The following is a 24727-nucleotide window of genomic DNA, read 5'->3' on the forward strand; positions in this document are numbered from 1 at the left end:
CTCCGGCGGGGATATTTTTAAAGAAAAGATGGATTAGCGGGGCAGGATCACGCCCAATTCGTTCAGGGCGGATTCTATGGCATTGGCGGGGGCAAGTTCGGCCTTGAGCGCGTCAAAACGCAGGCGCAGGGCCTTTTTCTCTTCGCCCTTGCAATCATTCCAAGGGCGGCCTTGTAGGCCCATCACAAGGGCATAGTAGCCAATGAAATGCGGCGCGCCGCCCGATTGCAAAAGCCGCAGATAGGCGGCATCTGCGCCCATATCGCGCAGCTCTTCGGCGGTCATGATCCCGGCCTTGGCAAAGGCCTTGTCGCTGGCCGGGCCAAGGTTCGGGATGGTGGAGACTGCGCTCAGATCGAGGCCCAGTCGCGGAAGATCTGGCCTTGCTGCTGCGTCGGGGCCGAACCGCCCTGTTGCTGCTGTTGCGAAGGGGTGCTGCCGCCTTGCTGGGCGGTGGGTTTGGCTTGTGCTTGTGCCATGACTGCGCGTCCTCAAATCGACCCTGTGCCGGGTCTTGCCGATAAAAACAGGCGGATAGGCCGGTTTTTAGGCGCATTCAAGGAAGATTCGCCGAAAACCGTCACAATTCCGCGTGAAAGCGTCAGAGGGGCAACGTTTTGGCGGGAAAGCCGATCTTGTTCAGCGCGGCCAGCAGCGCCTCAGCCGGGGCATCGCCCTGCACATCGGCAATGCGCGCCTCGCCGTCTAGGGCCAAAGCGGTGACGCCGGGCAGTTTGGTCAGCGCCTCGGTGACCGAGGCACGGCAGTGGCCGCAGGACATGTCGGGAATGGAAAGGCGGGTCATGGCAGGCTCCGGTCATGCATCTGTTGCATGTCAGGAATGTAAGGCTCTGGTCAGGGGTTGCCAAGGGTGCGACACAGGAATCTGATAGCGGTATGGACCAGATTGCCGAACAGCCCGCCACCCTGACCCTTGCCGTCGAAGGCATGACCTGCGCCTCTTGCGTCGGGCGGGTGGAGCGGGTGCTCAAGGCGCAGCCGGGCGTTCTGGCGGCGAATGTGAACCTGTCGATGCGGCAGGCGCAGGTGGTCGTGACACCGGGCGTTCAAGGGGCGGATCTGGCGCAGGTCGTGACCGAGGCGGGCTATGCCGCCCATCCTGCGGCCGTGGGCGAGATGGCAGAGGATGAGGCGGGGCCTTTGGCGCGGCAGGCGCTTTGGGCGGCTGGGCTGACGTTGCCGATCTTCGTGGTGGAAATGGGCGGGCATCTGGTGCCTGCCTTCCTCCATTACCTGCATGGTTTGCTGGGGGCGGTGCCCTTGCAATGGGGGCAGTTGATCCTTTCTGCGCTGGTGCTGCTAGGGCCGGGGCGGGGCATGCTGGTCAAGGGCTTTCGGGCCTTGGCCCGGCTGGCCCCGGAAATGAATGCGCTGGTGGCGATGGGCGCAAGTGCTGCTTGGCTCTATTCGGCGGTCGTCGTTCTGGCGCCCAATCTTATCCCCCCCGAAAGCCGCGCCATCTATTTTGAGGCTGCGGCGGTGATCGTGACGCTGGTCTTGACCGGGCGTTGGCTGGAGGCCAAGGCGCGGGGCCAAGCGGGCGCTGCGATTGCGCGGCTGGCTGGTCTTGCCCCACAGATTGCGCGGGTCGAAGGGGCCGGGGGTTGGGCCGATCTGCCCTTGGCGATGGTCACGGTGGGCACGCGGGTCATGGCGCGACCAGGGGAACGGATCGCCGTGGATGGAAGGGTCGAGGAAGGCCATTCCAGTGTGGATGAGGCGATGCTGACGGGCGAGCCTTTGCCCGTGGAAAAAGCGCCGGGTGCGGTGGTGACGGGGGGCACCGTGAACGGCGCGGGCACACTGATCTATCGAGCGGAACGGGTGGGGGCCGATACGGTTCTGGCGCGAATCGTGACGCTGGTGCAGCAGGCGCAGGGGCAGAAACTGCCGGTGCAGGCGCTGGTGGATCGGGTGACGCTCTGGTTCGTGCCTGTCGTCATGGCTTTGGCGGTATTGGCCTTTACCGGATGGCTTGTGGCAGGTGCGGGCATGGCGCAGGCCTTGGTGGCGGGCGTTTCGGTCCTGATCATCGCCTGCCCCTGCGCCATGGGCTTGGCAACGCCCGTTTCAATTCTGGTGGGCACGGGGCGCGCTGCGGAACTGGGCATCCTGTTCCGGCGGGGCGATGCCTTGCAGGCGCTGGCGGACGTTCAAAAGGTGGGTTTTGACAAAACTGGCACGCTGACCGAAGGCAAGCCCAAGGTTGTGGCCCTGCAAGCGCTGGGGATCAGCGAAGATGACCTCTTGCGGCTGGCTAGCGGGGTGGAGGCCTTGTCAGAACATCCCTTGGCGGCGGCGGTGGTGGCTGGGGCGCAGGAACGCGGCCTTGCCCCGCCCAAGGCGCAGGGTTTCACGATGCAGCCGGGGCAGGGGGCCGAGGCGCTGGTCGATGGACAGAAAATACGGGTTGGCAAGCCCTTGGGCGATTGGCCCGCGGCGATCTTGGCGCAGGCCGCCGCATGGCAGGGGGCGGGCCAGACGGTGATCTATATCGATCGGGACGCGCAGCCTGCCGGGATCATCGCCATGGCCGACCGAACGCGCCCCACCGCGCGGCGTGTGGTGCAAGCCTTGGCTGAAATGGGCGTTGGCGCAGCCGTGATCAGCGGTGACGCCGCGCCGGTGGTGCGGCGCTTGGCCGATGATCTGGGCATCGCTACAGCGATGGGCGGTGTCTTGCCCGAAGGCAAGGTTGCGGCGGTGAAAGAACTGGGCCAAGGCACCGCCTTTGTCGGCGATGGAATCAACGATGCGCCCGCCCTTGCCGCTGCGGATGTTGGCATCGCCATCGGCGGCGGCACCGATGTCGCGGTTGAGGCCGCCGAGGTTGTTTTGATGTCTGGCGACCCCCTGGCCGTCGCCACCGCCATCCGCGTCGCCCGCGCCACGATGCGCAACATCAAGCAGAACCTGTTCTGGGCCTTTGCCTACAATGCCTTGCTGATTCCCGTGGCGGCAGGGGCCTTGGTGCCCTTTGGTGGACCGCAACTTTCCCCCATGCTGGCCGCGGGCGCGATGGCGCTTTCTTCGGTCATGGTGCTGACCAACGCCCTCAGACTGCGCAATCTGCGGGCAGTCCGCTGAGTCTTTGGGCAAAAAATCGCGCAGTGAAACACTGCTCACCTCTTATCAAAGCGCTTTGAAAAAAGATAACCAATTGATTCTATGAATAACTCATTGCGTGATCTTGCCCCTGTCCTGCGCTAACATCGAAACCGGTTTGATGATGCGTGAAACTGACAGCGGGCCTTGACCTGACCGATGGGAAGCGCAGTGTAAAAGGTGACGGCAGCGCTGCCACCATGGACGGAAGCAAGACGTGAAAGATTTCAGCCTGACCCCCGATCTGCTGCAAAGCGATATCCTGCGCCACCTGACCTATACCTTGGGCAAGGACGCGGACCATGCCAGCATCTATGACTGGCGCATGGCGCTGTCCTATGCGATCCGCGACCGGATCGTGGAACCTTGGTTTGCCAGCACGCGGGCGACCTATGGGCAGGATCACAAGCGGGTCTATTACCTGTCGATGGAGTTCCTGATTGGTCGGATCCTTGAGGATGCGACCGTCAATCTGGGCCTGCGCGAACAGGCCGACAGGGCTATGGCCGCACTGGGCCAGGATTTCCGTGCGATTGTCGAGGATGAACCCGATGCGGCGCTGGGCAATGGGGGCCTAGGCCGTCTGGCGGCCTGTTTCATGGAAAGCATGGCGACGCTGGGTTGCCCCGCCTATGGCTATGGCATCCGCTATGAACATGGGCTGTTCCGCCAGCGCTTTGAAAGCGGGCGTCAGGTGGAAACACCCGAGGATTGGCTGAATCAGACCCATCCGTGGGAATTTGTTCGGCCCGAAGCGGCCTATACCGTCGGCTTCAAGGGCGAGGTCAAGGTCGAGGGCGGGCGTGAGATCTGGCATCCCGGTGAAACGGTCAAGGCGCAGGCCTTTGACACGCCGGTGGTCGGCTGGCAGGGCAAATGGGCCAATACGCTGCGGCTGTGGGGGGCTTTGCCCACGACGCAATTCGATCTGGCGCGTTTCAACCGGGGCGAATATGCGGCGGCGGCCGAGCCTGAGGCCTTGGCGCGGACGCTTTCCCGCGTGCTTTACCCGGAAGACACGACCTATCAGGGCAAGGAACTGCGGTTAAAGCAGGAATTCCTGCTGACCAGCGCCGCGCTGCAAGACATCTTGCGCCGTTATCTGGCCAGCCATGCCGACCTGCGGGCCTTGCCCAAGCATGTGGCGATCCAGATGAACGACACCCACCCGGCGCTGGCCGGGCCTGAATTGATCCGCCTTTTGGTCGATGAACACCGGATGGATTTTAAAGAGGCCCTGCCCATCGCGCAGGCTTGCCTTGGCTATACCAACCACACCCTGCTGCCCGAGGCGCTGGAACGTTGGGCGACCTTTACCTTTGGCAACGTCCTCCCGCGCCACATGCAGATCGTCGAACGCATCGACGCCTGGCACAAGGAAGAACACCATGCCCGCCCGCATTACGTCGGTATCGTGAAGCACCACGAGGTGCGGATGGGCGAACTGGCCTTCATCATGGCGCATAAGGTGAATGGCGTTTCAGCCCTGCATTCCGATCTGGTGAAAAAGAACCTGTTCCCGGAGCTAGAGGCCCTGCACCCCGGCCGGATCATCAACCAGACCAATGGCGTGACCCCGCGCCGCTGGCTGAAAATGTGCAACCCAGCGCTTTCCACCTTGATCACCGAAACGGTCGGCGAAGGCTGGGAGGCTGATCTGGACAAACTGAACGGTCTGGTGCCGCACACCGCTGATGCCGGGTTCCTTGATGCCTTTGGCGCTGCAAAGCGGGCGAACAAGGCCGCCTTGGCCACCTGGATCAAGGACCATTGTGGCGTCACAGTCAGTGCTGACGCCTTGTTTGATGTGCAGGTGAAACGCATCCACGAATACAAGCGCCAACTGCTGAATATCCTGGAAACCATCTCCCGCTGGCACGCCATCAGGCAGAACCCGAATGCGCCTTGGGTGCCGCGCGTCAAGATTTTTGGCGGCAAGTCCGCGCCGGGCTATGCGGTGGCCAAGGAAATCATCCATCTGATCAATGACGTGGGGCAGGTGATCAACAATGATCCGCTGACCCGCGATCTGCTCAAGGTGGTCTATCCGGCGAACTACAATGTCAGCATGGCCGAACGGCTGATCCCGGCGGCGGACCTGTCGGAACAGATATCGACAGCGGGGAAAGAGGCTTCGGGCACCGGCAACATGAAGTTCATGATGAACGGCGCGCCGACCATCGGCACGCTGGACGGGGCGAATGTCGAAATCCTGCAAGAGGTGGGGGCTGAAAACTTCTTCCTGTTCGGGCTGACCGCGGACCAAGTGCCGAAACGGCGTGAGGATGCGGAGCATTCGAAAAAGGCGATCATGGCGAGCCAAGCCTTGCAAGATGTCTTGCAGATGATTGCCGAAGGCCGGTTCAGCCCCGATGAACCCGAACGCTATCATGGGCTGGTGCATCGCGTCTGGCATCACGACTACTTCCTCGTGGCTGATGATTTCGATGCCTACCTCGCCGCACAGGCGCAGGTGGACCGGGCCTATGCCGACCGTCAGGGCTGGCTCAAGATGGCGGCGATGAACACGGCGCGTTCGGGGTTCTTTTCGTCGGATCGCACGATCAAAGGCTATATGGCGGATATCTGGTCGGCAAAAAGCGTGCTATAACAGTCTGATAGATAAGCTGTAACTCCTGGGGAGGGGAAATATGGCCAAGGCACCCGCGAAACCGACGCTGCCGCAACTGCACCCGGATGAGGCGCGGGCGCTGATCGAAGGGCGGCACGGCAATCCCTTTGCCGTGCTGGGCCTGCATGATCGGGGTGGGGTCTTTGTTCTGACGGCCTTTGTGCCGGGGGCCGAAAGCCTGTTGGCCATGCAGGGCAAGGCCAAGCCGGTGGAATGTGCAGCCTTGGGCGAGGGGATATTTCAGGCCATCCTGCCCAAGAAAGACGCCTATCGCCTGCGCGCGCAGGGGCATGGCGCGGAATGGGAATTTGAAGATCCCTATCGCTTTGGCCCCGTCTTGGGCGAAATGGACGAATATCTTTTGGGCGAAGGCACGCATCGCCGTCTGTGGCAGGTTCTGGGTGCGCATGTGATGACGCATGAAGGCGTGCCCGGTGTGCATTTCGCCGTCTGGGCCCCCAATGCCGACCGGGTTTCGGTGGTGGGCGATTTCAACATTTGGGACGGCCGCCGCCACGCCATGCGCAAACGCGGTGCGACGGGCGTTTGGGAGATTTTCATCCCTGGCCTGACCGAAGGCGTCAGCTATAAATACGAAATTCGTGGGCCGGGCGGGGCGATCCTGCCGCTCAAGGCCGATCCGGTGGGCTTTGGTTCGGAACATCCGCCCGCGAACGCCTCGGTCGTGCGGGTGATCCGGGGCGATTGGAACGACGGCGATTGGATGGCAGGGCGTGCGGCCAAGCATAAGATCGACGCGCCGATCAGCATCTATGAGGTGCAACTGGGCTCGTGGCGGCGGGCCGAGGGCAATCGGATGCTCTCTTATACCGAATTGGCCACCCAACTGGTCGATTACGTGGCCGATATGGGATTTACCCATATCGAATGCCTGCCGGTGTCGGAGTTTCCCTTTGATGGAAGTTGGGGCTATCAGCCCGTTGGCATGTTCGCCCCCACCATCCGCCACGGCACGCCGCAGGAATTCCGCGCGCTGATTGACGCGGCCCACCGCCGGGGCCTTGGTGTCCTCTTGGATTGGGTTCCGGGCCATTTCCCCACCGATCCTCATGGGTTGGGCCGGTTCGACGGCACGCCGCTTTATGAACATGCCGACCCACGCGAAGGATTCCATCAGGATTGGAATACCCTAATCTACAACTATGGCCGGACCGAGGTGCAGAATTACCTCGTCTCCAACGCCCTGTATTGGCTCGAGGAATACCATATCGACGGGCTGCGGGTGGATGCCGTGGCCTCCATGCTCTACCGCGACTATTCCCGCAAAGACGGCGAATGGGTGCCCAACCGCGACGGCGGACGCGAGAATTATGAGGCGATTGCCGTTCTGCGCAACATGAACGTCACCGCTTATGGGCAGGTGCCGGGTGTGATGACGGTGGCCGAGGAAAGCACCGCCTTTCCGGGCGTCTCACGCCCCGTCAATCATGGCGGGCTGGGGTTCGGGTTCAAATGGAACATGGGCTGGATGAATGACACCCTGTCCTATATGCAGCGCGACCCGATCCACCGGAAGTATCACCATCACCAAATGACCTTTGGCCTGCATTATGCTTGGTCAGAAAACTACATCCTGCCGATCAGCCATGACGAGGTGGTGCATGGCAAGGGTTCCATGCTCGCCAAGATGCCCGGCGATGGCGATCAGAAATTTGCCAACCTTCGGGCCTATTATGGGTTCATGTGGGCGCATCCGGGGAAAAAGCTGCTCTTCATGGGGCAGGAATTCGCCCAAGGCGCCGAATGGAACCACAACCAAAGCCTTGACTGGCATTTGCTGGACCATCCCCAGCACAGCGGGATGCAGGCCTTGGTCCGCGATCTGAACCGCGTCTACCGCGAAACCCCCGCGCTGCATGTGAACGACACCCGGCCCGAGGGTTTTCAATGGATCGAAAGCAATGACGCCGAGGCTAGCACCTATTCCTGGGTCCGCCATGGCGGCGGGGGCATGGTGGTCGCGGTGGTCAACATGACCCCGGTCGAACGTCAGTATCGGCTGGGTCTGCCTGCGGCGGGACATTGGCGCGAGGTGATGAACACCGATGCTGCCCTTTATGGCGGCGGCAACCGGGGCAATGCCGGTGCCATCGACAGCGAACCGACGCCTTGGCACGGTCAGGCGCAATCGGCGCTTGTCACGCTGCCGCCACTGACCGCAATCTATCTTCAACAGGGTTGAGTGCAGAGCCGGAATACCGGCCTGAAGGGAGGACGAGGAATGAAAGCAAGACCGAACACAAGGCTGTCGTCGCAGGCCATGGCCTTTGTGCTGGCCGGCGGGCGTGGCAGCCGTTTGAAGGAACTGACCGACCGGCGCGCGAAACCGGCGGTCTATTTCGGCGGCAAGACCCGGATCATCGACTTTGCCCTGTCCAACGCCCTGAACTCGGGCATCCGCAAGATGGCGATTGCCACGCAATACAAGGCGCATAGCCTGATCCGCCACATGCAGCGCGGCTGGGGCTTTTTCCGGGCCGAGCGCAACGAATATCTGGACATCCTGCCCGCCAGCCAAAGGGTGAGCGAGGAAAAATGGTATCTGGGCACAGCCGACGCCGTGGCGCAGAACATCGACATCGTTGACAGCTATGGCATCAAATATGTCGTGATCCTAGCGGGCGACCATATCTACAAGATGGATTACGAAATCATGCTGCAACAGCATGTGGCGACGGGCGCCGACGTGACCATCGGCTGCCTGACGGTGCCCCGGATGGAGGCTGTGGCCTTTGGCGTGATGCATGTCGATAAAGACATGCGGATCACGCAATTCTTGGAAAAGCCGAAGGATCCGCCCAGCATTCCGGGCGACCCGGATCACGCCTTGGCCAGCATGGGGATTTACATCTTCAACTGGGATCTGCTGCGCGACCTGCTGATCAAGGATATGGAGGATGACAATTCCTCGCATGATTTCGGCAATGACATCATCCCGTCCGTGGTCAAGAACGGCAAGGCAATGGCGCATAAATTCGCCGACAGCTGCGTGACCTCGGGGTTGGAGGATGAACCCTATTGGCGCGATGTGGGAACGATTGACGCCTTCTGGCAGGCGAACATCGACCTGACGGATTTCACGCCGAAACTGGACATCTATGACAATTCCTGGCCGATCTGGACCTATTCCGAAATCGTGCCCCCAGCCAAATTCATCCATGATGAGGCGGATCGTCGGGGGATGGCGGTATCGTCGCTGGTGTCGGGCGATGTGATCGTCTCGGGTTCGGAAATTCGCAACTCGCTGCTGTTCACCGGGGTGCGGACGCATTCCTATTCCAGCCTGGACTATGTGGTGGCCCTGCCGCGGGTGGTGGTGAACCGGAAAGCGGAATTGAAGAATGTGGTGATCGACAGCGGGGTGATCATTCCCGAGGGGCTGGTGGTGGGCCAAGACCCCGAGGAAGACGCGAAATGGTTCCGGCGGACGGAAAGCGGGATCGTGTTGATCACCCAAGAGATGCTGGATCTGCGGGGCCAGAAACTGGGCTGAGCGGCTTTTGACAAAGCCGGGGGGCAGCCGCCCCCCGGACCCCCCGAGGTATTTAGGGCAAGATGAAAGGGCAAAGGATGCCGGGCAAGGTTCTGTCGGTGGCCTCGGAATGTGTGCCTTTGGTGAAAACCGGGGGGCTGGCCGATGTGGTGGGGGCCTTGCCAGGGGCCTTGGCGCCCTTGGGTTGGGATATGCGGGTGCTGATCCCCGCCTATCGGCGACTTTTGCCGCAGGTGCGGCACTGGGACGAGGTTTTCGCCGAGGATGACCTGTTCGGTGGGCGCGGCGTCGTGCGGCGGGGCGAGGTGGAGGGTTTCACCCTTCTGGCGCTGGACGCGCCGCATCTGTTCGACCGTGAGGGCGGGCCCTATGCCGGGCCGGATGGCAAGGATTGGGGCGACAACCACATCCGCTTTGCGGCCCTGTCCTGGGTGGCCGCGCGGATCGGGCAGGCGGGGCTTTGGGATGACTGGAAGCCCGACCTTTTGCATGCGCATGACTGGCAGGCAGGCTTTGCCCCCGTCTATCGCCAACTGCTGGGCGGCGGCAATTCGGTGATCACCGTCCACAACATCGCCTTTCAGGGCTGGGCGGCGGCCGATCAGATCGGTGCGCTGCGTCTGCCGGAATGGGAGTTTCACGCTGGATCGCTGGAATATTACGGGGGCCTCTCCAGCCTCAAGGCGGGCCTTGTCTGGTCGGACCGGATCACGACGGTTTCACCGACCTATGCCGACGAACTGATGCGACCGGAGTTCGGCATGGGGCTGGAAGGGGTGATTGCGGCGCGGGCGGCGCTGGTGTCGGGCATCCTGAATGGCGTCGATACCGGCGTGTGGTCGCCCGAGGCCGAGCCTCTGCCCTTCAGCGCCAAGGCGATGAAGGGCAAGGCCGCAAACCGCGCAGCGATCTGCGCCGAATTCGGCCTGTCGGTCGATGGCCCCTTGGCGATTGTCGTCAGCCGCTTGACCGATCAAAAGGGCATCGACCTTTTGCCCGAGGTGATCCCCGAATTCATCGAGGGCGGCGGTGGCCTGATCGTGCTGGGTTCCGGCGCGCCGGAACTGGAACTGGCGATGCACGGCCTGGCCGCGCGCTATCCGGGCCGCGTCGCGGTGCGGATCGGCTATGACGAAGGCCTGTCGCACCGTTTGTTCGCCGGGGGTGATGCGGTGCTGGTGCCCAGCCGGTTTGAACCCTGCGGTCTGACGCAGATGTATGGGCTGCGCTATGGCACGATCCCCGTGGTCGCCGCCGTGGGTGGTCTGGCCGACACGGTGATCACCGCCAATCCGATGGCGCTGGCTTCGGGCACGGCGACGGGGCTGACCTTTCATCCGACCGATGCCGTGGCCTTTGGCCAGGCCCTCCGCCGCCTGCTGGCGCTTTATGCCGATGGCAAGACCTGGGCCAAGCTGCAAAAGGCCGCGATGGCCCAGCCCGTGGGATGGGAGGCCAGCGCCGCGCGCTATGCGGCCTTGTATGAGGGTCTGGCAGGCTGATGGGTTCCGGCAGTGACATTCCCGACCGGCTGGCCGGTCACGCCGTGACATCGGGTCGGCCTTGGCCGATGGGCGCGCATTTTGATGGCGAAGGCGTCAATTTCGCCGTCTTTTCCGCCCATGCCACCCAGATTGACCTTTGCCTCTTTTCCAGCGATGGCAAACGCGAACTGGCGCGCATTCCCTTTCCTGAACGCGATGGCGACATCTGGCACATGCATCTGGGGGGCTTGACGCCGGGCAGCCTTTACGGCTTTCGCGCCCATGGCCCCTACAATCCCGAACAGGGCTATCGCTTTAACAGCCACAAACTGCTGATCGACCCCTATGCCCGGTCCTTTCATGGCCGCTTGCGTTGGTCCGATGCCCTGATGGGCTACAAGATCGGCAGCCCCCGCGCTGACCTGTCCTTTGACACCCGCGATTCGGCCTTTGCCGTGCCGAAATCGGTCGTCGCCGACCCGGCCTTTCAATGGACAGACGACCGCCCGCCGCGCCGGGCTTGGTCGGATACGCTGATTTATGAAACCCATGTCAAAGGCATGACCGCCCATCATCCCGGGGTGGAGCCTGATCAAAGGGGCACGTTCCTTGGCATGGCCAGCGATGCGGTGCTGGACCATCTGGTAAAGCTGGGTGTGACGGCGGTCGAACTTTTGCCCGTCCAGGCCTTTGTCGATGACCGCTTCCTGATTGCCAAAAATCTGCGCAATTATTGGGGCTATCAGACCATCGGCTTTTTCGCCCCTGAACCCCGCTACCTGACCAAAGGTGCCCTGTGGGAGTTTCAGACCATGGTCCGCCGCCTGCATGGCGCGGGGATCGAGGTCATTTTGGATGTCGTCTACAACCACACCGGCGAGGGCGACGAATTCGGCCCGACGCTTTCCTTCCGGGGCTTGGACAATGCCAGCTATTACCGACTGGTGGGGGGCGGGCGGCATTATGCGAATGATGCGGGGACGGGCAACACGCTGAACCTCACCCATCCCGCCGTGCTGCGTCTGGTGATGGACAGCCTGCGCTATTGGGTCGAAACCTTCCATGTCGATGGTTTCCGTTTCGATCTGGCCAGTGTTTTGGGCCGCGAAATGCACGGATTTGATCCCCAAGGCGGCTTTTTCGATGCGATCCGCCAAGACCCCGTTCTGGCGGGCGTCAAGCTGATCGCCGAACCTTGGGACATCGGCCCCGGCGGTTATCAACTGGGGGCCTTCCCCCATCCCTTCGCCGAATGGAACGACCGCTACCGCGATGGCGTGCGCCGCTTTTGGAAGGGTGATCCCGGAATGATGCCCGATCTGGCGAAGCGCCTGCTCGGCTCTGCCGAACGCTTTGACCATTATGGCCGTGGGGCGCATTCCTCGGTCAATTTCATCACCTCGCATGATGGTTTCACGCTGGAGGATCTGGTCAGCTATTCCGTCAAGCGCAACTGGGACAATGGCGAAAACAACCGCGATGGGCATAACGAAAACCATTCGGATAATCTGGGCGTCGAAGGCCCGTCAAAAGACCCCGCCATCCGCGCCGCCCGCGCCCTGCGCAAGCGGAACCTCTTGACCACGCTGATGGTCTCGCAGGGCACGCCCATGCTGCTGGCAGGGGATGAGGCGGGCAATAGCCAAGGCGGCAACAACAACGCCTATGCACAGGACAATGCCGTTGGCTGGCTCGATTGGGCGGGTGATCCCGCGCAGACCGGCTTTGTTGCGCGCCTCGCTGCTTTGCGGGCCGCCCATCCGGTGCTGCGGCAAAAGCGCTTTCTGCATGGGCTGGTGCGCGACAGCGACGCGCAAAGGGATGTGCAATGGGCGCGGGCCGACGGGCAGTTGCCTGCCCCGCATGAATGGCATGATCCCGCCTTTCGCTGCCTGCAACTGACGCTGCGCATGGCCGCCGAGGGCGGCAACGGTGCCGATGCCCTGCATCTGGTCTTCAATCAGGGGCCAGCCTTGGCCCTGACCCTGCCGCCTTCCGTGCAGGGCTGGCAGATCCTGCTCGATACAACCCGGCCAGAATCCGCCCAAGCCGCCGCCTTTGTCAGCGGCACAATCATTCCGGCGCATTGCGTTTTGATCTTTGCTCCGGCACCCATGCCAGACGTTACGGGAGAGGCGTCATGACCCATCAGACCATCGCAACACAACCCATCGCGGGGCAAAAGCCGGGCACCTCGGGCCTGCGCAAGAAAACGCCCGTCTTTATGGGTGCGCATTATCTGGAAAATTTTGTCCAGTCGATTTTCGATGTGGTGGGGGCCAAGGGCAAGACCTTTGTTCTGGGCGGCGACGGGCGCTATTTCAACGACCGTGCGGCGCAGATCATCCTGAAAATGGCGGCGGCGAATGGGGCGGCGCGGGTGATCGTGGGGCAGGGGGCCATCCTGTCGACGCCGGCCGCCAGCCACCTGATCCGTCTGAACAAGACCGATGGCGGCATCATCATGTCGGCCAGCCACAACCCCGGCGGGCCCGAGGAAGATTTCGGCGTCAAATTCAACATGTCGAACGGCGGCCCCGCGCCCGAAGGCGCGACCGAGGCGATGTATCAGGCAACGACCAAAATCACCGAATACCGCATTTCCGATGCCGCCGATATTGATCTGGGCCGCATCGGGCGCGTGACCTTGGATGGCATGACCGTCGATGTTGTCGATCCCGTCAGCGACTATGCCGCACTGATGGAAACCCTGTTCGATTTCCCGGCGATCAAGGCGATGTTCGTCGGCGGTTTCCGTATGCGGATGGACAGCATGTGCGCCGTCACTGGCCCCTATGCCGTTGAAATTCTGGAAAACCGCTTGGGTGCGGCCAAGGGTTCGGTCGTCAATGCCACCCCCTTGCCCGATTTCGGCGGGATGCACCCCGACCCGAACCCCACTTGGGCGCATGACCTGATGTCGGTCATGATGGGCGAAAACGCCCCCGATTTTGGCGCTGCCAGCGACGGCGATGGCGACCGCAATATGGTCGTGGGGCGCGGCGTCTATGTCTCGCCCTCGGACAGTCTGGCCGTCTTGGCCGCAAACGCCCATCTCGCCCCCGGCTATAAGGCCGGGCTGAAGGGCATCGCCCGGTCGATGCCCACCTCTGGCGCGTCGGATCGCGTCGCGGCGGCGCTGAAAATCGGCTCTTATGAAACGCCGACGGGGTGGAAATTCTTTGGCAACTTGCTGGACGCTGGCCGCGCCACCATCTGCGGCGAAGAAAGCTTTGGCACAGGCTCGGATCACGTTCGCGAGAAAGACGGGCTTTGGGCCATCCTTCTGTGGCTGAACGTTCTGGCCGTGCGAAAGGAGAGTGTCGCCCAAATCCTGCAAAGCCATTGGTCTGCCTTTGGCCGCAACTTCTACAGCCGCCATGATTTTGAGGCGATTGCCACCGACAAGGCCGATGCCATGATGGCCGCCCTGCGCGCCCTGCTGCCCAGCCTGCCGGGGCAAAGCGTTGAGGGGATGGAGATCGGCGCTGCGGATGATTTCGCCTACACCGACCCGGTCGATGGCTCTGTCTCAAAGAACCAAGGTGTCCGCATCCTGTTCAAGGATGGCAGCCGCATCGTTCTGCGCCTGTCGGGCACCGGCACCGAAGGGGCCACGCTCCGCGTCTATCTGGAACGCTATGAAAGCGACCCCCGCCAGTTTGGTCAGGATCCGCAGGTCGCCCTTGGCCCGATCATCCGGGCCGTGCATGGTCTGGCCCGCATTGCCGAATTCACCGGGCGCACCACGCCCGATGTCATCACCTGACGCGACCATGGTCCGATTGCAGGGGCGGTTTGGGCGGTGTAAACCGTCCCTATGCCTGTGAACCTGCAATCCGCCCTGATCGTCGATGACCATCCGCTGTTCTGCGATGCGCTGGCGCTCACCCTGCGCGCCGTGGCCGGTCTGCAAAAGATCGACACCGCCGACCGCTTGGAACAAGCCCTCGAACGGCTGGATCAAGCCCTGCCCGATGTGGTGGTGCTGGATCTGAACCTGCCCGATGTGCAGGGGTTGGAAGGTCTGATCCGCATCCGTGCGCTGGGCGTGCCGGTGATCGTCGTCTCCTCCCTCACCGATGATCGGGTGGTGGGGGCGGTCTTGCAGGCCGGGGCTTCCGGCTTTGTCCCGAAACACGCCAAACGCGATGCCTTCCGCGCTGCCTTTGATGCCCTGCGCGAAGGGCGGGTTTACCTGCCCGAAGGCTTTGTTCCACAAGCCGAAGGCACCAGCGGCAACAGCCCCCGCGATCTGGCGCTGGAACGGCTGGGCCTGCTGACGCGCCAACAGGCCAAGATCCTCGAACTGATCTGCGCCGGGCTTTTGAACAAGCAAATCGCCCATGAACTCGCCATCGCCGAAACCACCGTCAAGGCGCATGTCACGGCCATCATGCGCAAACTCGGCGTGCAAAGCCGGACACAGGCGGTGCTGGTCGCGAATGAGGCCAGCTTTGCCAATCTGATGCCGGAAAACCGCTAAGGCGGTTGCCCCTTCCCACCGCTGTCGCATAGGCTGCATCCTCAAGGGGAGGATCAGCGATGGATGCCAGCGGGGGCTTTCCCGATCCACAGCTTTTGGTGCAGGTCGATGTCGCTGCCGATGATCCGGCGGCGCTTTCCGGCCTAGTGAATGGCCTTGGCCATGGCCCCTTTGCCGCCATCCTCTGCTTTGTCTCGCCCGAGGCCGATTGGGCGACCCTTTTGCCGCAACTCTCGCATGCCTTCCCCAACAACCCCGTCATCGGCTGCACAACAGCCGGGGAAATCGCGGCACAAGGCTATGCCGAAGGCCGGATTGTCGCCATCGGCCTGCCGGCACGCCATTTCGCGGCGGGCGTGCAGCTGATCGAAAACCTGCATCACATCGACCGCCAGTCGCTAATTGCCCAGACTATCCGCGGCCGTCAGGGCCTGCAAATCGCCTATCCCGACTTCCCCAATGAATTCGCCTTTCTTATGGTTGACGGCCTTTCCACGCGTGAGGACGAATTGGCCGCCGCTTTGGCAATGGGCCTTGGCCCCGTGCCCCTGTTTGGCGGTTCGGCAGGCGATGGCACCCGCTTTGGCCAGACCTTTGTCTTTCATGCCGGTCAGGCGCATCAGGATGCCGCCGTTCTTGTCCTCGTCCGCACCGCCTGCCGCACCCGCGTATTCAGCCTTGATCACCTGCGCCCCACCGAACGGCGCATGGTCGTCACCGGCGCCGACCCCGCCACCCGCCGCGTGCATCAATTGAATGCCGAACCCGCCGCCTTGGAATATGCCCGCCTTCTGGGCAAGGATCCCGCCCAGCTGACCCCTTTTACCTTTGCCGCCCATCCCTTGGTCGTCCGCATCGGCGGTGCGCATCATGTGCGCGCCATCCAGCAGGTTGCCCCCAATGGCGATCTCATCTTTTATTCCGCGATTGACGAAGGGTTGGTCCTCACCCTTGCCGAGCCCGACAATATGGTCACCCATCTGGCCCAAGGCCTATCCGATCTTTGCACCGACGGCCCGCCGGGGGCGATCCTCGCCGCCGATTGCATCCTGCGGCGGATGGAGGCGCAGGAAAAGCAGATGACCGGGGCCATATCCAATATCCTGCGCCAGCATGGCGTGCGCGGCTTTTCCACCTATGGCGAACAATTGAACGCCATGCATGTGAACCAGACCATGACTGGCGTCGCCCTTTACCCACCCGAAGGGGCCGCAGGATGATCATCACCGATGGTTTGATCAACCCTGCTGACAGTGCCGAACGGACAACGGCCAAACTTTTGACCATCATCGGCGCGCTCATGCGCCGGGTGGAGCAGGTCACCGATGATGGCGGCGTCGCCTATGCCCAGTTCCAACGTGCTGCCATGCTGGAAGATCAGGTCAGCCGCCGCACGCAGGAACTGGAACAGGCCATGTCCATGCTGAACCGGACGAACTCCCGTCTGGCCCAAGCCATGGATGAGGCGGAAGGCGCCCGCCGCAATCTGGCCAACGCGATTGAGGCCGTGGCCGAGGGTTTCGCCCTGTTCGATCCGGACGAAGTGCTGGTGATGTGCAACAGCCGTTTCGGGGCCACGCTGGCCGATCTGCGCCCAGCCTTGGTGCCGGGGCTGCGTTTTGACGATTATGTCGATCTGGTCAGCCATTCCCCATCGCTGGTTCTGCCCGAGGGCGAAACGCCGCAAGGCTGGGCGGTGCGGCGGCGGCAAAGGCATCAGGACCGGCATGTGATCTTTAATGTGCAGATGTCGGGCGACCGTTGGGTGCAGATCAGCGAACACCGCACGCCGGACGGTGGCACGGTCATCCTGCAAACCGATGTGACCGACCTGATCCGGCTGGAACGGCAGGAAAGAACACGTCTGCTTGACAGTCAGGCCGGCATGATCCGTGCCACCTTGGAACATCTGTCCCAAGGTGTCTGCATCTTTGATGGATCAGGCCGTCTGATCGGCTGGAACGCAAGGTTGGGCGAATTGTTGGGCGTTCCGGCCCATTGGCTGCGGCTGGGCTTGGAATTTGCGAACCTTCTGGCCCGCTTGCGCGAGGATGGACGCTTTGCTGTGAACCTCCCCGGCGGCACCTTGCGCGGATGGGCCGCCCAACCCCAAGGCCGCCCCGCGCTGGAGTTTGAGGTGCGGCGCGGTGAGGGGATCATCCTGTCCGGATTTGGCCAGGAAATGCCGGATGGCGGTTTCGTCTTGTCCTTCACTGACGTCAGCGCCGAACGCGCCGCCAAGGACGCCTTGGCCCGTGCCAATGAAACGCTTGAGGCGCGGGTGACAGAGCGAACGCTGGAGCTGGAGGATGCCCTTTCCCACGCCGAACGCGCCAATGCCAGCCGATCCCGCTTTGTCGCCGCCGCCAGCCATGACCTGCTGCAACCCCTGTCCGCCGCCAAGCTGTTTCTGGCCAGCGCCATGGACGGCCCCTTGGACGCGCCTGCCCGCATGGCCCTGAACAAGGCGCAGAACGCGCTGGAATCGGTCGATGGCCTGCTTGGCGCGCTGCTCGACATCTCACGGCTTGAGGCGGGGCCTTTGGCGGTGAATGTTGGCCCTGTGCGCCTGAACCGGGTGATCGACCCGCTGCGCGATGAATTTGCCGCCTTTGCTGCTGCCAAAGGCCTGCGATTCGTGCTGGGCGACAGCACCGCGGTTGTGCTTTCCGATGCCGGTTATCTGCGCCGTATCCTGCAAAACCTCATTGGCAATGCCATCCGCTACACCGATCAGGGCAGTGTCATGGTCAGCGCCCGCAGGCGCGGCGGTATGCTGCGGATCGAGGTGCGTGATACCGGCCCCGGCATCCCCGAAAGCGAACAGGACAACATCTTTAAGGAATTCCACCGCTTGCATGCCCCCGCCTCGGCTGCCGAAGGCATGGGGTTGGGCCTTGCTATCGTCGAACGCGCCTGCGCCGCCCTAGGCCACCCCTTGGAACTGCAATCGGCACCGGGGCAGGGCACTTGTTTTTCGGTGCTTCTCGCCTTGGCCGAAGGTCGTAATACCAAGGTCACATAGCCAAACCGCGCGGAAGGTTCATAGTTGCAGACAGGGAGAGGAACCCATGCAACTGAATGACGAACGGATCATCAAGGCTGATCCGGCGACCGTCTGGGCAGCCATCCTCGACCCCGCTGTGCTGCAAGCCTGCATTCCGGGCTGTGAAAGCCTGACAGGCAGTGTGGCAGAGGGGTTCGAGGCGGTCGTGTCCCAAAAGGTCGGCCCGGTCTCGGCCCGCTTCACCGGGCTTGTCACATTGTCCGACGTTTTGGCCCCGCATTCGCTGACCATCAGCGGCGAGGGCAAGGGCGGCGTGGCGGGCTTTGCAAAGGGCGGGGCCAGCGTGTCCTTTGTGCCCGAAGGCGAGGGCACAAAGCTGACCTATGCCGCCGAGGCCAAAGTGGGGGGCAAGATCGCCCAACTGGGCAGCCGGATCATCGACAGCTTTGCCCGCAAACTGGCCGACGAATTCTTCCAGCGTTTTCAAGACGCTGTAGAAGGCCCTGATGCCGAGGAAGAGGAGCCTCAGGCATCGGGTGCGGATAATGAAAATCAAGACAAGCCAAAGAAGGGTTGGTTCCGCCGACTGATTTCCTAAGGCGGCGATGACGGCCCAGGCAATTCCAAGGGAGGAATGGAATGACCAAGGTCTCGATGACAGTGAACGGCAAGGCGGTTTCGCGCGAAACCGAAGGCCGCACGCTGCTGGTGCAGTTCCTGCGCGACGGCATGGGGCTGACCGGCACCCATGTTGGCTGCGACACCTCGCAATGCGGGGCCTGCGTCGTGCATGTTGATGGTGTTCCGGTGAAATCCTGCACCGTCTTTGCCGCCGATGTGGCGGGCGGGCATGTGACCACCATCGAAGGCATGGCCAATGCCGATGGCACCATGGGTCGTTTGCAACAGGCCTTTCAGGACTGTCATGGCTTGCAATGCGGTTTCTGCACACCGGGCATGGTGATGAGCGCGGCCGCCCTGCTGGCGGTCAACCCCACGCCGACCGAAGCAGAAATCCGCGCCGGGCTGGAGGGCAACATCTGCCGCTGCACCGGTTATCACAACATCGTCCGCGCGGTGATGCAGGCCTCGGGCCAGGCATCCGCCGCCGTGGCAGCGGAATAGGGAGGGGATCATGCCAAAAGACGGTGGTATCGGCGCCAGCACCAAGCGGCGCGAGGATGTGCGGTTCCTGACAGGCAAGGGCCGCTATACCGATGACATCAACATTCGCGGTCAGGCCTATGCGCATTTCGTGCGGTCCGACATGGCGCATGGAATTCTGAACAGCATCGATACGGCGGCGGCCGAGGCGATGCCCGGTGTGATCAAGGTCTTTACCGCCGCCGATCTGGCGGGGGTCGGTGGCATTCCCACCGGCTGGCAGGTGACCGACCGGCATGGCAAGCCGATGCAGGAACCGAAACATCCGGTTCTGGCCGAAGGCAAGGTGCGGCATGTGGGTGATCCGATTGCTGTCGTGGTGGCCGAAACGCTGGATCAGGCCCGCGATGCCGCTGAAATGCTGGACATCGACATCACCGAACTGCCCGCCGTGGTCGACATGCGGGCGGCCTTGGCCGAAGGCGCGCCCAAGGTGCATGACGATCTGACCTCGAACCTTTGCTATGATTGGGGCTTTGTCGAGGAAAACAAGGCGGCGGTCGACGCGGCCTTTGCCAGCGCGGCCCATGTGGTCAGCCTTGATCTGGTCAACAACCGCCTTGTCGCCAATCCGATGGAACCCCGTGTGGCGGTCGGGGATTTTGAGGATCACTCGGGCAATTCCACGCTTTACACCACCAGCCAGAACCCTCATGTCATCCGCCTTTTGATGGGGGCCTTCGTCCTTGGCATCCCGGAATCCAAACTGCGGGTAGTGGCCCCCGATGTGGGCGGCGGTTTCGGATCGAAAATCTATCACTACGCCGAAGAGGCCTTTGTCACCTTTGCGGCCAAACAGCTGAAACGCCCGGTGAAATGGACATCCACCCGATCCGAGGCCTTCATGTCCGATGCCCACGGCCGCGACCATGTGACGAAAATCGAACTGGCGCTCGACGCTGACCACAATTTTACGGCGCTGCGCACCGACACCTATGCCAACATGGGGGCCTATCTTTCCACCTTTGCCCCATGCATTCCCACCTGGCTGCACGGCACGCTGATGGCCGGAAACTACAAAACCCCGCTGATCTATGTGAACGTCAAAGCGGTCTTTACCAACACCGTTCCGGTCGATGCCTATCGCGGGGCAGGGCGGCCCGAGGCCACGTTCCAACTGGAACGTCTGGTGGACAAGGCGGCGCGGCAACTGGGCGTCAGCCCGGTGGAATTGCGGCGCAAGAACTTTATCAAGCCCGACCAATTCCCCTATCAGACGCCCGTCGCCGTGGTCTACGACACCGGCAATTACGATGCCACGATGGACAAGCTGCTGGAATTGTCCGATCACGCAGGCTTTGCCGCCCGCCGTGCCGAAAGTGCCGCCCGCGGCAAATGGCGCGGCTTTGGCGTGGCGAGTTATATTGAGGCTTGCGGGATTGCCCCCTCAAACCTCGTGGGCCAGTTGGGCGCTCGCGCTGGGCTTTACGAAAGCGCCACGGTGCGGGTGAATGCGACGGGGTCGATCACCATCTTCACCGGCAGCCACAGCCACGGGCAGGGGCATGAGACCACCTTTGCCCAAGTCGTGTCCGAGATGATCGGGATTGACGCGGGGCAGGTGGAAATCGTCCACGGCGATACATCGAACACACCGATGGGCATGGGCACCTATGGTAGCCGTTCGCTGGCGGTTGGCGGCTCGGCTATGGTCAAGGCGCTGAACAAGGTGATCAACAAGGCGAAAAAGATCGCGGGGCATCTGCTGGAAGCGTCAGACGAGGACATCGTTCTGAAAGACGGAAAATTCACCGTCGCGGGCACCGACAAATCGGTCGATTGGTCCGGCGTGACCTTGGCCGCCTATGTGCCGCACAACTATCCCTTGGACAGCCTTGAACCGGGCCTCGAAGAAACCGCCTTCTACGACCCCTCGAACTTTACCTATCCCGCCGGGGCCTATGGTTGCGAGGTGGAGGTTGACCCCGAAACCGGCAAGGTCACGGTTCTGGCTTTCACCGCCGCCGATGATTTCGGCAATGTCGTGAACCCGATGATCGTCGAAGGCCAGGTTCATGGCGGGCTGGCCCAAGGCATCGGGCAGGCCCTCTTGGAAAACTGTGCCTATGATGCGGAAGGTCAATTGCTCAGCGCGTCCTTCATGGACTACGCCATGCCCCGCGCCGATGATCTGCCGATGTTCAAGGTCGATCATTCCTGCGTCACCCCCTGCACCCACAACCCCTTGGGCGTCAAAGGCTGTGGCGAGGCGGGGGCCATCGGATCGCCCCCGGCCTTGGTCAATGCGGTGATCGACGCCATCCACGGCGCGGGCCGAACGGATGTGACCCATATCAACATGCCCCTGACGCCCGCGCGCGTCTGGTCGGCGCTGAACTGAAGGGGGCCAAGATGCACAACTTTCAATTCGTGAAACCCACCACAGTCGCCGATGCCGTGGCGGCCTTGGAACATGACGGCGCGCAGGCCCTTTCCGGTGGCCAGACCCTGATCCCCACGATGAAGCAAAGGCTGGCCGCGCCCGAGGTGCTGGTCAGCCTGACCGGCATCGACGCGATGAAAGGTGTCTGCAAGGGCGACGGCGGCCTTCATATTGGCGCCGCCACCCCCCATGCCGTCGTGGCACGTGAGGCCGCAGCCTATTACCCCGCGCTGGCACATCTGGCGGGCCATATCGGCGATCCGGCGGTGCGTTCGCGTGGCACCATCGGCGGATCACTGGCCAACAACGACCCGTCGGCCTGCTATCCCAGTGCCGTGCTGGCCTCGGATGCTGTTGTCGTGACCAACAAGCGGCAGATTGCGGCGGATGATTATTTTCAGGGCCTGTTCTCGACCGCGTTGCAGTTGGGCGAGATCATCACCGAAATCCGCTTTCCGATCCCTGAACGCGCCGCCTATGTGAAATTCGACCAGCCGGCCAGCCGCTTTGCCCTTGTCGGGGTTTTCGTCGCCAAATTCGCGGGCGGCGTGCGGGTGGCTGTGACGGGTGCGGGCGAGGAGGGCGTTTTCCGCTGGAAAGAAGCCGAGGCCGCGCTGTCGGCGGGTTTCCACATGGCCGCCATCGAAGACCTAGCCCCGCCCAAACAACGCATGATCGGCGATCTGCACGGCACGCCGGAATACCGGGCGCAGATGGTCAAAGTCATGACCAAGCGCGCGGTCGGGGCAGCCTAGAACCGCCCTCCCTGACCCTCCCCCCTGACAGGGGGAGGGGGCAACGACCCTACAACCGCCCGATCCGCTCCACCAGCAGATCATAAAACCCATCCGCATCCAGCGACCCGATGAACAACGCATTGGGCGCACGATCCGTCACGCCCCACCAATCGGCCACCGTCATCCCCATCGTCAGTTCCGACTGCGTCTCAATCTCCACATTGATATGCCGCCCCTTGAACAGGTCCGGCCGCAGCAGATAGGCGATCACGCAGGGGTCATGCAAAGGCGCGCCTTCGCTGCCATATTTCTGCATATCAAACCGTTCAAAGAAATCGGTCCATTCCGCCACCATCCGCCCCGGCTCTGTCCCCATGCCCCGGAACGCCTCGATCCGCGCCCTTGTCGTCAGTGCCTTATGCGTCACGTCCAAGGGCATCACCACCAAGGGCGCGCCCGATTTGAACACGATATCCGCCGCCTGCGGATCGACATAGATGTTGAACTCGGCCGCGGGCGTCACATTGCCCACCTCGAAATAGGCCCCACCCATCAGCACAATCTGCCGCACCCGTGCCACCACATCCGGCGCCTTTTCAAAGGCCGTCGCGATGTTCGTCAAAGGCCCAAGGGGGCACAGGGTCACTGTATGCGCCGGTTCCCGCCGCAACGTCTCGATGATGAAATCAACGCCATGCTGTTCCTGCAAAGCCATCACCGGGTCTTGCAACTGCGGCCCGTTCAGCCCCGTCTCACCATGCACATATTCCGCCGTCACCAAAGGCCGCCCCATCGGCTTGCCACAGCCTGCGAAAACCTTGGTCTCGGGCTTGCCCGCCAATTCGCAAACGATCCGTGCATTCTTTTCGGTCAGCGCCAAGGGCACATTGCCCGCCACCACCGTCACCCCCAGCACCTCAATCTCTTCGGGGCTGGCCAAAGCCAGCAGGATCGCCACGGCGTCATCCTGGCCGGGGTCGGTGTCGATGATGATCTTGTGATGCGCGGTCATGGGATTCTCCTTTTGGGGCCATGCAATCGGATAGGGCAGGGAAAGTCCACACAGCAAAAAGCCGGGCACAAAGGCCCGGCTTTCTACCGCATTCGCCAAAATCAACCGTCGAAGTTGATCTCTTCCATGATCTTCAGCGCCGCCGCCCGGTGGCCGGCCACTTCGGTCAGGGCCAAGGCATCCGCCGTGAACTCACCCCAGCCCGCCACCAAGGCCGAACGTTCCACACCCGGTTTCACCGGATATTCGTGGTTCGTCTCGGCATAGATTTTTTGCGCCGCATCCGACGACAGCCATTCCATCAGCTTCAGCGCCGATTCCTTGTTCGGCGCCGATTTCGTCATCGCCACGCCCGAGATGTTCAGGTGCGTGCCGCCATCGGTGAACACCGGGAACACCGGACGCACCGTGCCTGCCGCCTCAACCTCTTCCGGGTTGTTCAGCATTTGGCCCAGATAATAGGTGTTGCCGATGGAGATATCACACTCCCCCGCCGCAATCGCCTTGATCTGATCCCGGTCGCCGCCATCCGGCTTGCGCGCCAGATTGGCCTTCACGCCCTCGGCCCAAGCCTTGGCCTCTTCTTCGCCGTGATGCGCGATGATCGCCGAAAGCAGCGCGATGTTGTAATCGTTCAGACCCGAACGGGCGCAAATGCGGCCCTTCCATTTCGGATCGGCCAGATCCTCATAGGTCGTCACTTCGCCATCGGCGACGCGCTCTTTGCTGGCATAGACGATCCGCGCACGGGCCGTCAGCCCGAACCACTGGTCGCCCGCATCGCGCAGGGTTTCCGGAATATTCGCTTCCAAGACATCGGATTGCACCGGCTGGATCACGCCCGCCTCAACCACTTGGGTCAGCCGCGCAATGTCCACGGTCAGCACCAGATCGGCGGGCGAACGGTCGCCCTCGGCTTGCAGACGCTCGGCCATGCCCTTGTCCACAAAGGCGACATTCGTCTTGATGCCGGTTTCGGCGGTAAAGGCGTCCAGCAGCGGCTGGATCAATTCGGGCTGGCGGTGGCTGTAGATGTTCACCTCTTGCGCCAAGGCGGGCAGGGCGGTGGACAGCAAGGCCAGTGCAGAAAGACGAAGGTTCATTTGTTGACTCCTTTTGTCGGTTGAGCCCGCATAGACAGGATTCGGCCCATCCCGTCAATGCCTGACAAAAGGTGTCGGA

19 protein-coding genes are annotated in these 24727 nt (G+C 62.3%); 14 read left to right on the top strand and 5 right to left on the bottom strand.

Going from position 1 to position 24727, the window contains the following annotated elements; genetic code table 11:
* Positions 1-33 precede the first annotated feature (33 nt).
* The 3 genes from IE095_RS11430 to IE095_RS11435 all read right to left on the bottom strand — a co-directional run bounded on the left by IE095_RS11430 (position 34) and on the right by IE095_RS11435 (position 805).
* Positions 34-354 (bottom strand): TfoX/Sxy family protein, encoded by a 321-nt coding sequence (locus IE095_RS11430; RefSeq protein ID WP_189411882.1) that lies wholly within the window; start codon positions 352-354, stop codon positions 34-36.
* Positions 351-479: a hypothetical protein gene (locus tag IE095_RS18605; RefSeq protein ID WP_268247722.1), complete on the bottom strand. Its 129-nt coding sequence runs from the start codon at positions 477-479 to the stop codon at positions 351-353. The genes IE095_RS11430 and IE095_RS18605 overlap by 4 nt, the downstream gene beginning before the upstream one ends.
* Before the next feature lie 122 nt (positions 480-601).
* Positions 602-805 (bottom strand): heavy-metal-associated domain-containing protein, encoded by a 204-nt coding sequence (locus IE095_RS11435; protein ID WP_189411788.1) that lies wholly within the window; start codon positions 803-805, stop codon positions 602-604.
* Between the two features lie 92 nt (positions 806-897).
* On the opposite strand from IE095_RS11435, the gene IE095_RS11440 reads away from it, so the two are divergent.
* The 14 genes from IE095_RS11440 (at position 898) to IE095_RS11505 (ending at position 22551) form a co-directional block, all read left to right on the top strand.
* A complete protein-coding gene (locus IE095_RS11440) occupies positions 898-3108 on the top strand; it encodes a heavy metal translocating P-type ATPase (protein WP_189411789.1) in 2211 nt (736 codons plus the stop codon).
* A 235-nt stretch (positions 3109-3343) separates the two neighbouring features.
* Positions 3344-5737, top strand: a complete 2394-nt coding sequence (locus IE095_RS11445; protein ID WP_189411790.1) for a glycogen/starch/alpha-glucan phosphorylase — start codon at positions 3344-3346, stop codon at positions 5735-5737.
* A gap of 40 nt (positions 5738-5777) precedes the next feature.
* Positions 5778-7961, top strand: a complete 2184-nt coding sequence (gene glgB, locus IE095_RS11450; RefSeq protein ID WP_189411791.1) for a 1,4-alpha-glucan branching protein GlgB — start codon at positions 5778-5780, stop codon at positions 7959-7961.
* Between the two features lie 39 nt (positions 7962-8000).
* The gene (gene glgC, locus IE095_RS11455) at positions 8001-9272 is read left to right on the top strand and encodes a glucose-1-phosphate adenylyltransferase (protein ID WP_189411792.1); all 1272 of its coding nucleotides are present in this window, start codon (positions 8001-8003) and stop codon (positions 9270-9272) included.
* A gap of 77 nt (positions 9273-9349) precedes the next feature.
* A complete protein-coding gene (gene glgA / locus IE095_RS11460; RefSeq protein ID WP_373295412.1) occupies positions 9350-10774 on the top strand; it encodes a glycogen synthase GlgA in 1425 nt (474 codons plus the stop codon).
* Positions 10774-12900 carry a glycogen debranching protein GlgX gene (gene glgX, locus IE095_RS11465; protein WP_189411794.1) on the top strand — a complete coding sequence of 709 codons (2127 nt, stop codon included), beginning with the start codon at positions 10774-10776 and terminating at the stop codon, positions 12898-12900. Before glgA ends, glgX begins: the two co-directional genes overlap by 1 nt.
* The gene (locus IE095_RS11470) at positions 12897-14525 is read left to right on the top strand and encodes an alpha-D-glucose phosphate-specific phosphoglucomutase (protein ID WP_189411795.1); all 1629 of its coding nucleotides are present in this window, start codon (positions 12897-12899) and stop codon (positions 14523-14525) included. The genes glgX and IE095_RS11470 overlap by 4 nt, the downstream gene beginning before the upstream one ends.
* A 51-nt stretch (positions 14526-14576) precedes the next feature.
* Positions 14577-15242 carry a response regulator gene (locus IE095_RS11475; RefSeq protein ID WP_189411796.1) on the top strand — a complete coding sequence of 222 codons (666 nt, stop codon included), beginning with the start codon at positions 14577-14579 and terminating at the stop codon, positions 15240-15242.
* A gap of 59 nt (positions 15243-15301) precedes the next feature.
* Entirely contained in the window at positions 15302-16462 is a 1161-nt protein-coding gene (locus tag IE095_RS11480; RefSeq protein WP_189411797.1) for an FIST N-terminal domain-containing protein, read from the top strand.
* Positions 16459-18267, top strand: coding sequence for a sensor histidine kinase (locus IE095_RS11485; protein ID WP_229804732.1), 1809 nt, complete (start codon positions 16459-16461; stop codon positions 18265-18267). The genes IE095_RS11480 and IE095_RS11485 overlap by 4 nt, the downstream gene beginning before the upstream one ends.
* Before the next feature lie 46 nt (positions 18268-18313).
* Positions 18314-18847: an SRPBCC family protein gene (locus IE095_RS11490; RefSeq protein WP_189411798.1), complete on the top strand. Its 534-nt coding sequence runs from the start codon at positions 18314-18316 to the stop codon at positions 18845-18847.
* 41 nt (positions 18848-18888) lie between these two features.
* Entirely contained in the window at positions 18889-19374 is a 486-nt protein-coding gene (locus tag IE095_RS11495; protein WP_189411799.1) for a (2Fe-2S)-binding protein, read from the top strand.
* A gap of 10 nt (positions 19375-19384) precedes the next feature.
* On the top strand, positions 19385-21754 hold the full coding sequence (locus IE095_RS11500) for a xanthine dehydrogenase family protein molybdopterin-binding subunit (protein ID WP_189411800.1): 2370 nt from the start codon (positions 19385-19387) through the stop codon (positions 21752-21754).
* A gap of 11 nt (positions 21755-21765) precedes the next feature.
* Positions 21766-22551 carry an FAD binding domain-containing protein gene (locus IE095_RS11505; RefSeq protein ID WP_189411801.1) on the top strand — a complete coding sequence of 262 codons (786 nt, stop codon included), beginning with the start codon at positions 21766-21768 and terminating at the stop codon, positions 22549-22551.
* A gap of 49 nt (positions 22552-22600) precedes the next feature.
* Here the strand turns inward: IE095_RS11505 and IE095_RS11510 are convergent, their stop codons facing one another.
* Both IE095_RS11510 and IE095_RS11515 read right to left on the bottom strand, forming a co-directional pair.
* Positions 22601-23545 carry a nucleoside hydrolase gene (locus tag IE095_RS11510; RefSeq protein WP_189411802.1) on the bottom strand — a complete coding sequence of 315 codons (945 nt, stop codon included), beginning with the start codon at positions 23543-23545 and terminating at the stop codon, positions 22601-22603.
* Positions 23546-23646: 101 nt separating this feature from the next.
* Positions 23647-24648: a Fe(3+) ABC transporter substrate-binding protein gene (locus tag IE095_RS11515; protein ID WP_189411803.1), complete on the bottom strand. Its 1002-nt coding sequence runs from the start codon at positions 24646-24648 to the stop codon at positions 23647-23649.
* Positions 24649-24727 lie beyond the last annotated feature (79 nt).

Source organism: Neogemmobacter tilapiae (assembly GCF_014652215.1).
GTDB lineage: Bacteria > Pseudomonadota > Alphaproteobacteria > Rhodobacterales > Rhodobacteraceae > Neogemmobacter > Neogemmobacter tilapiae.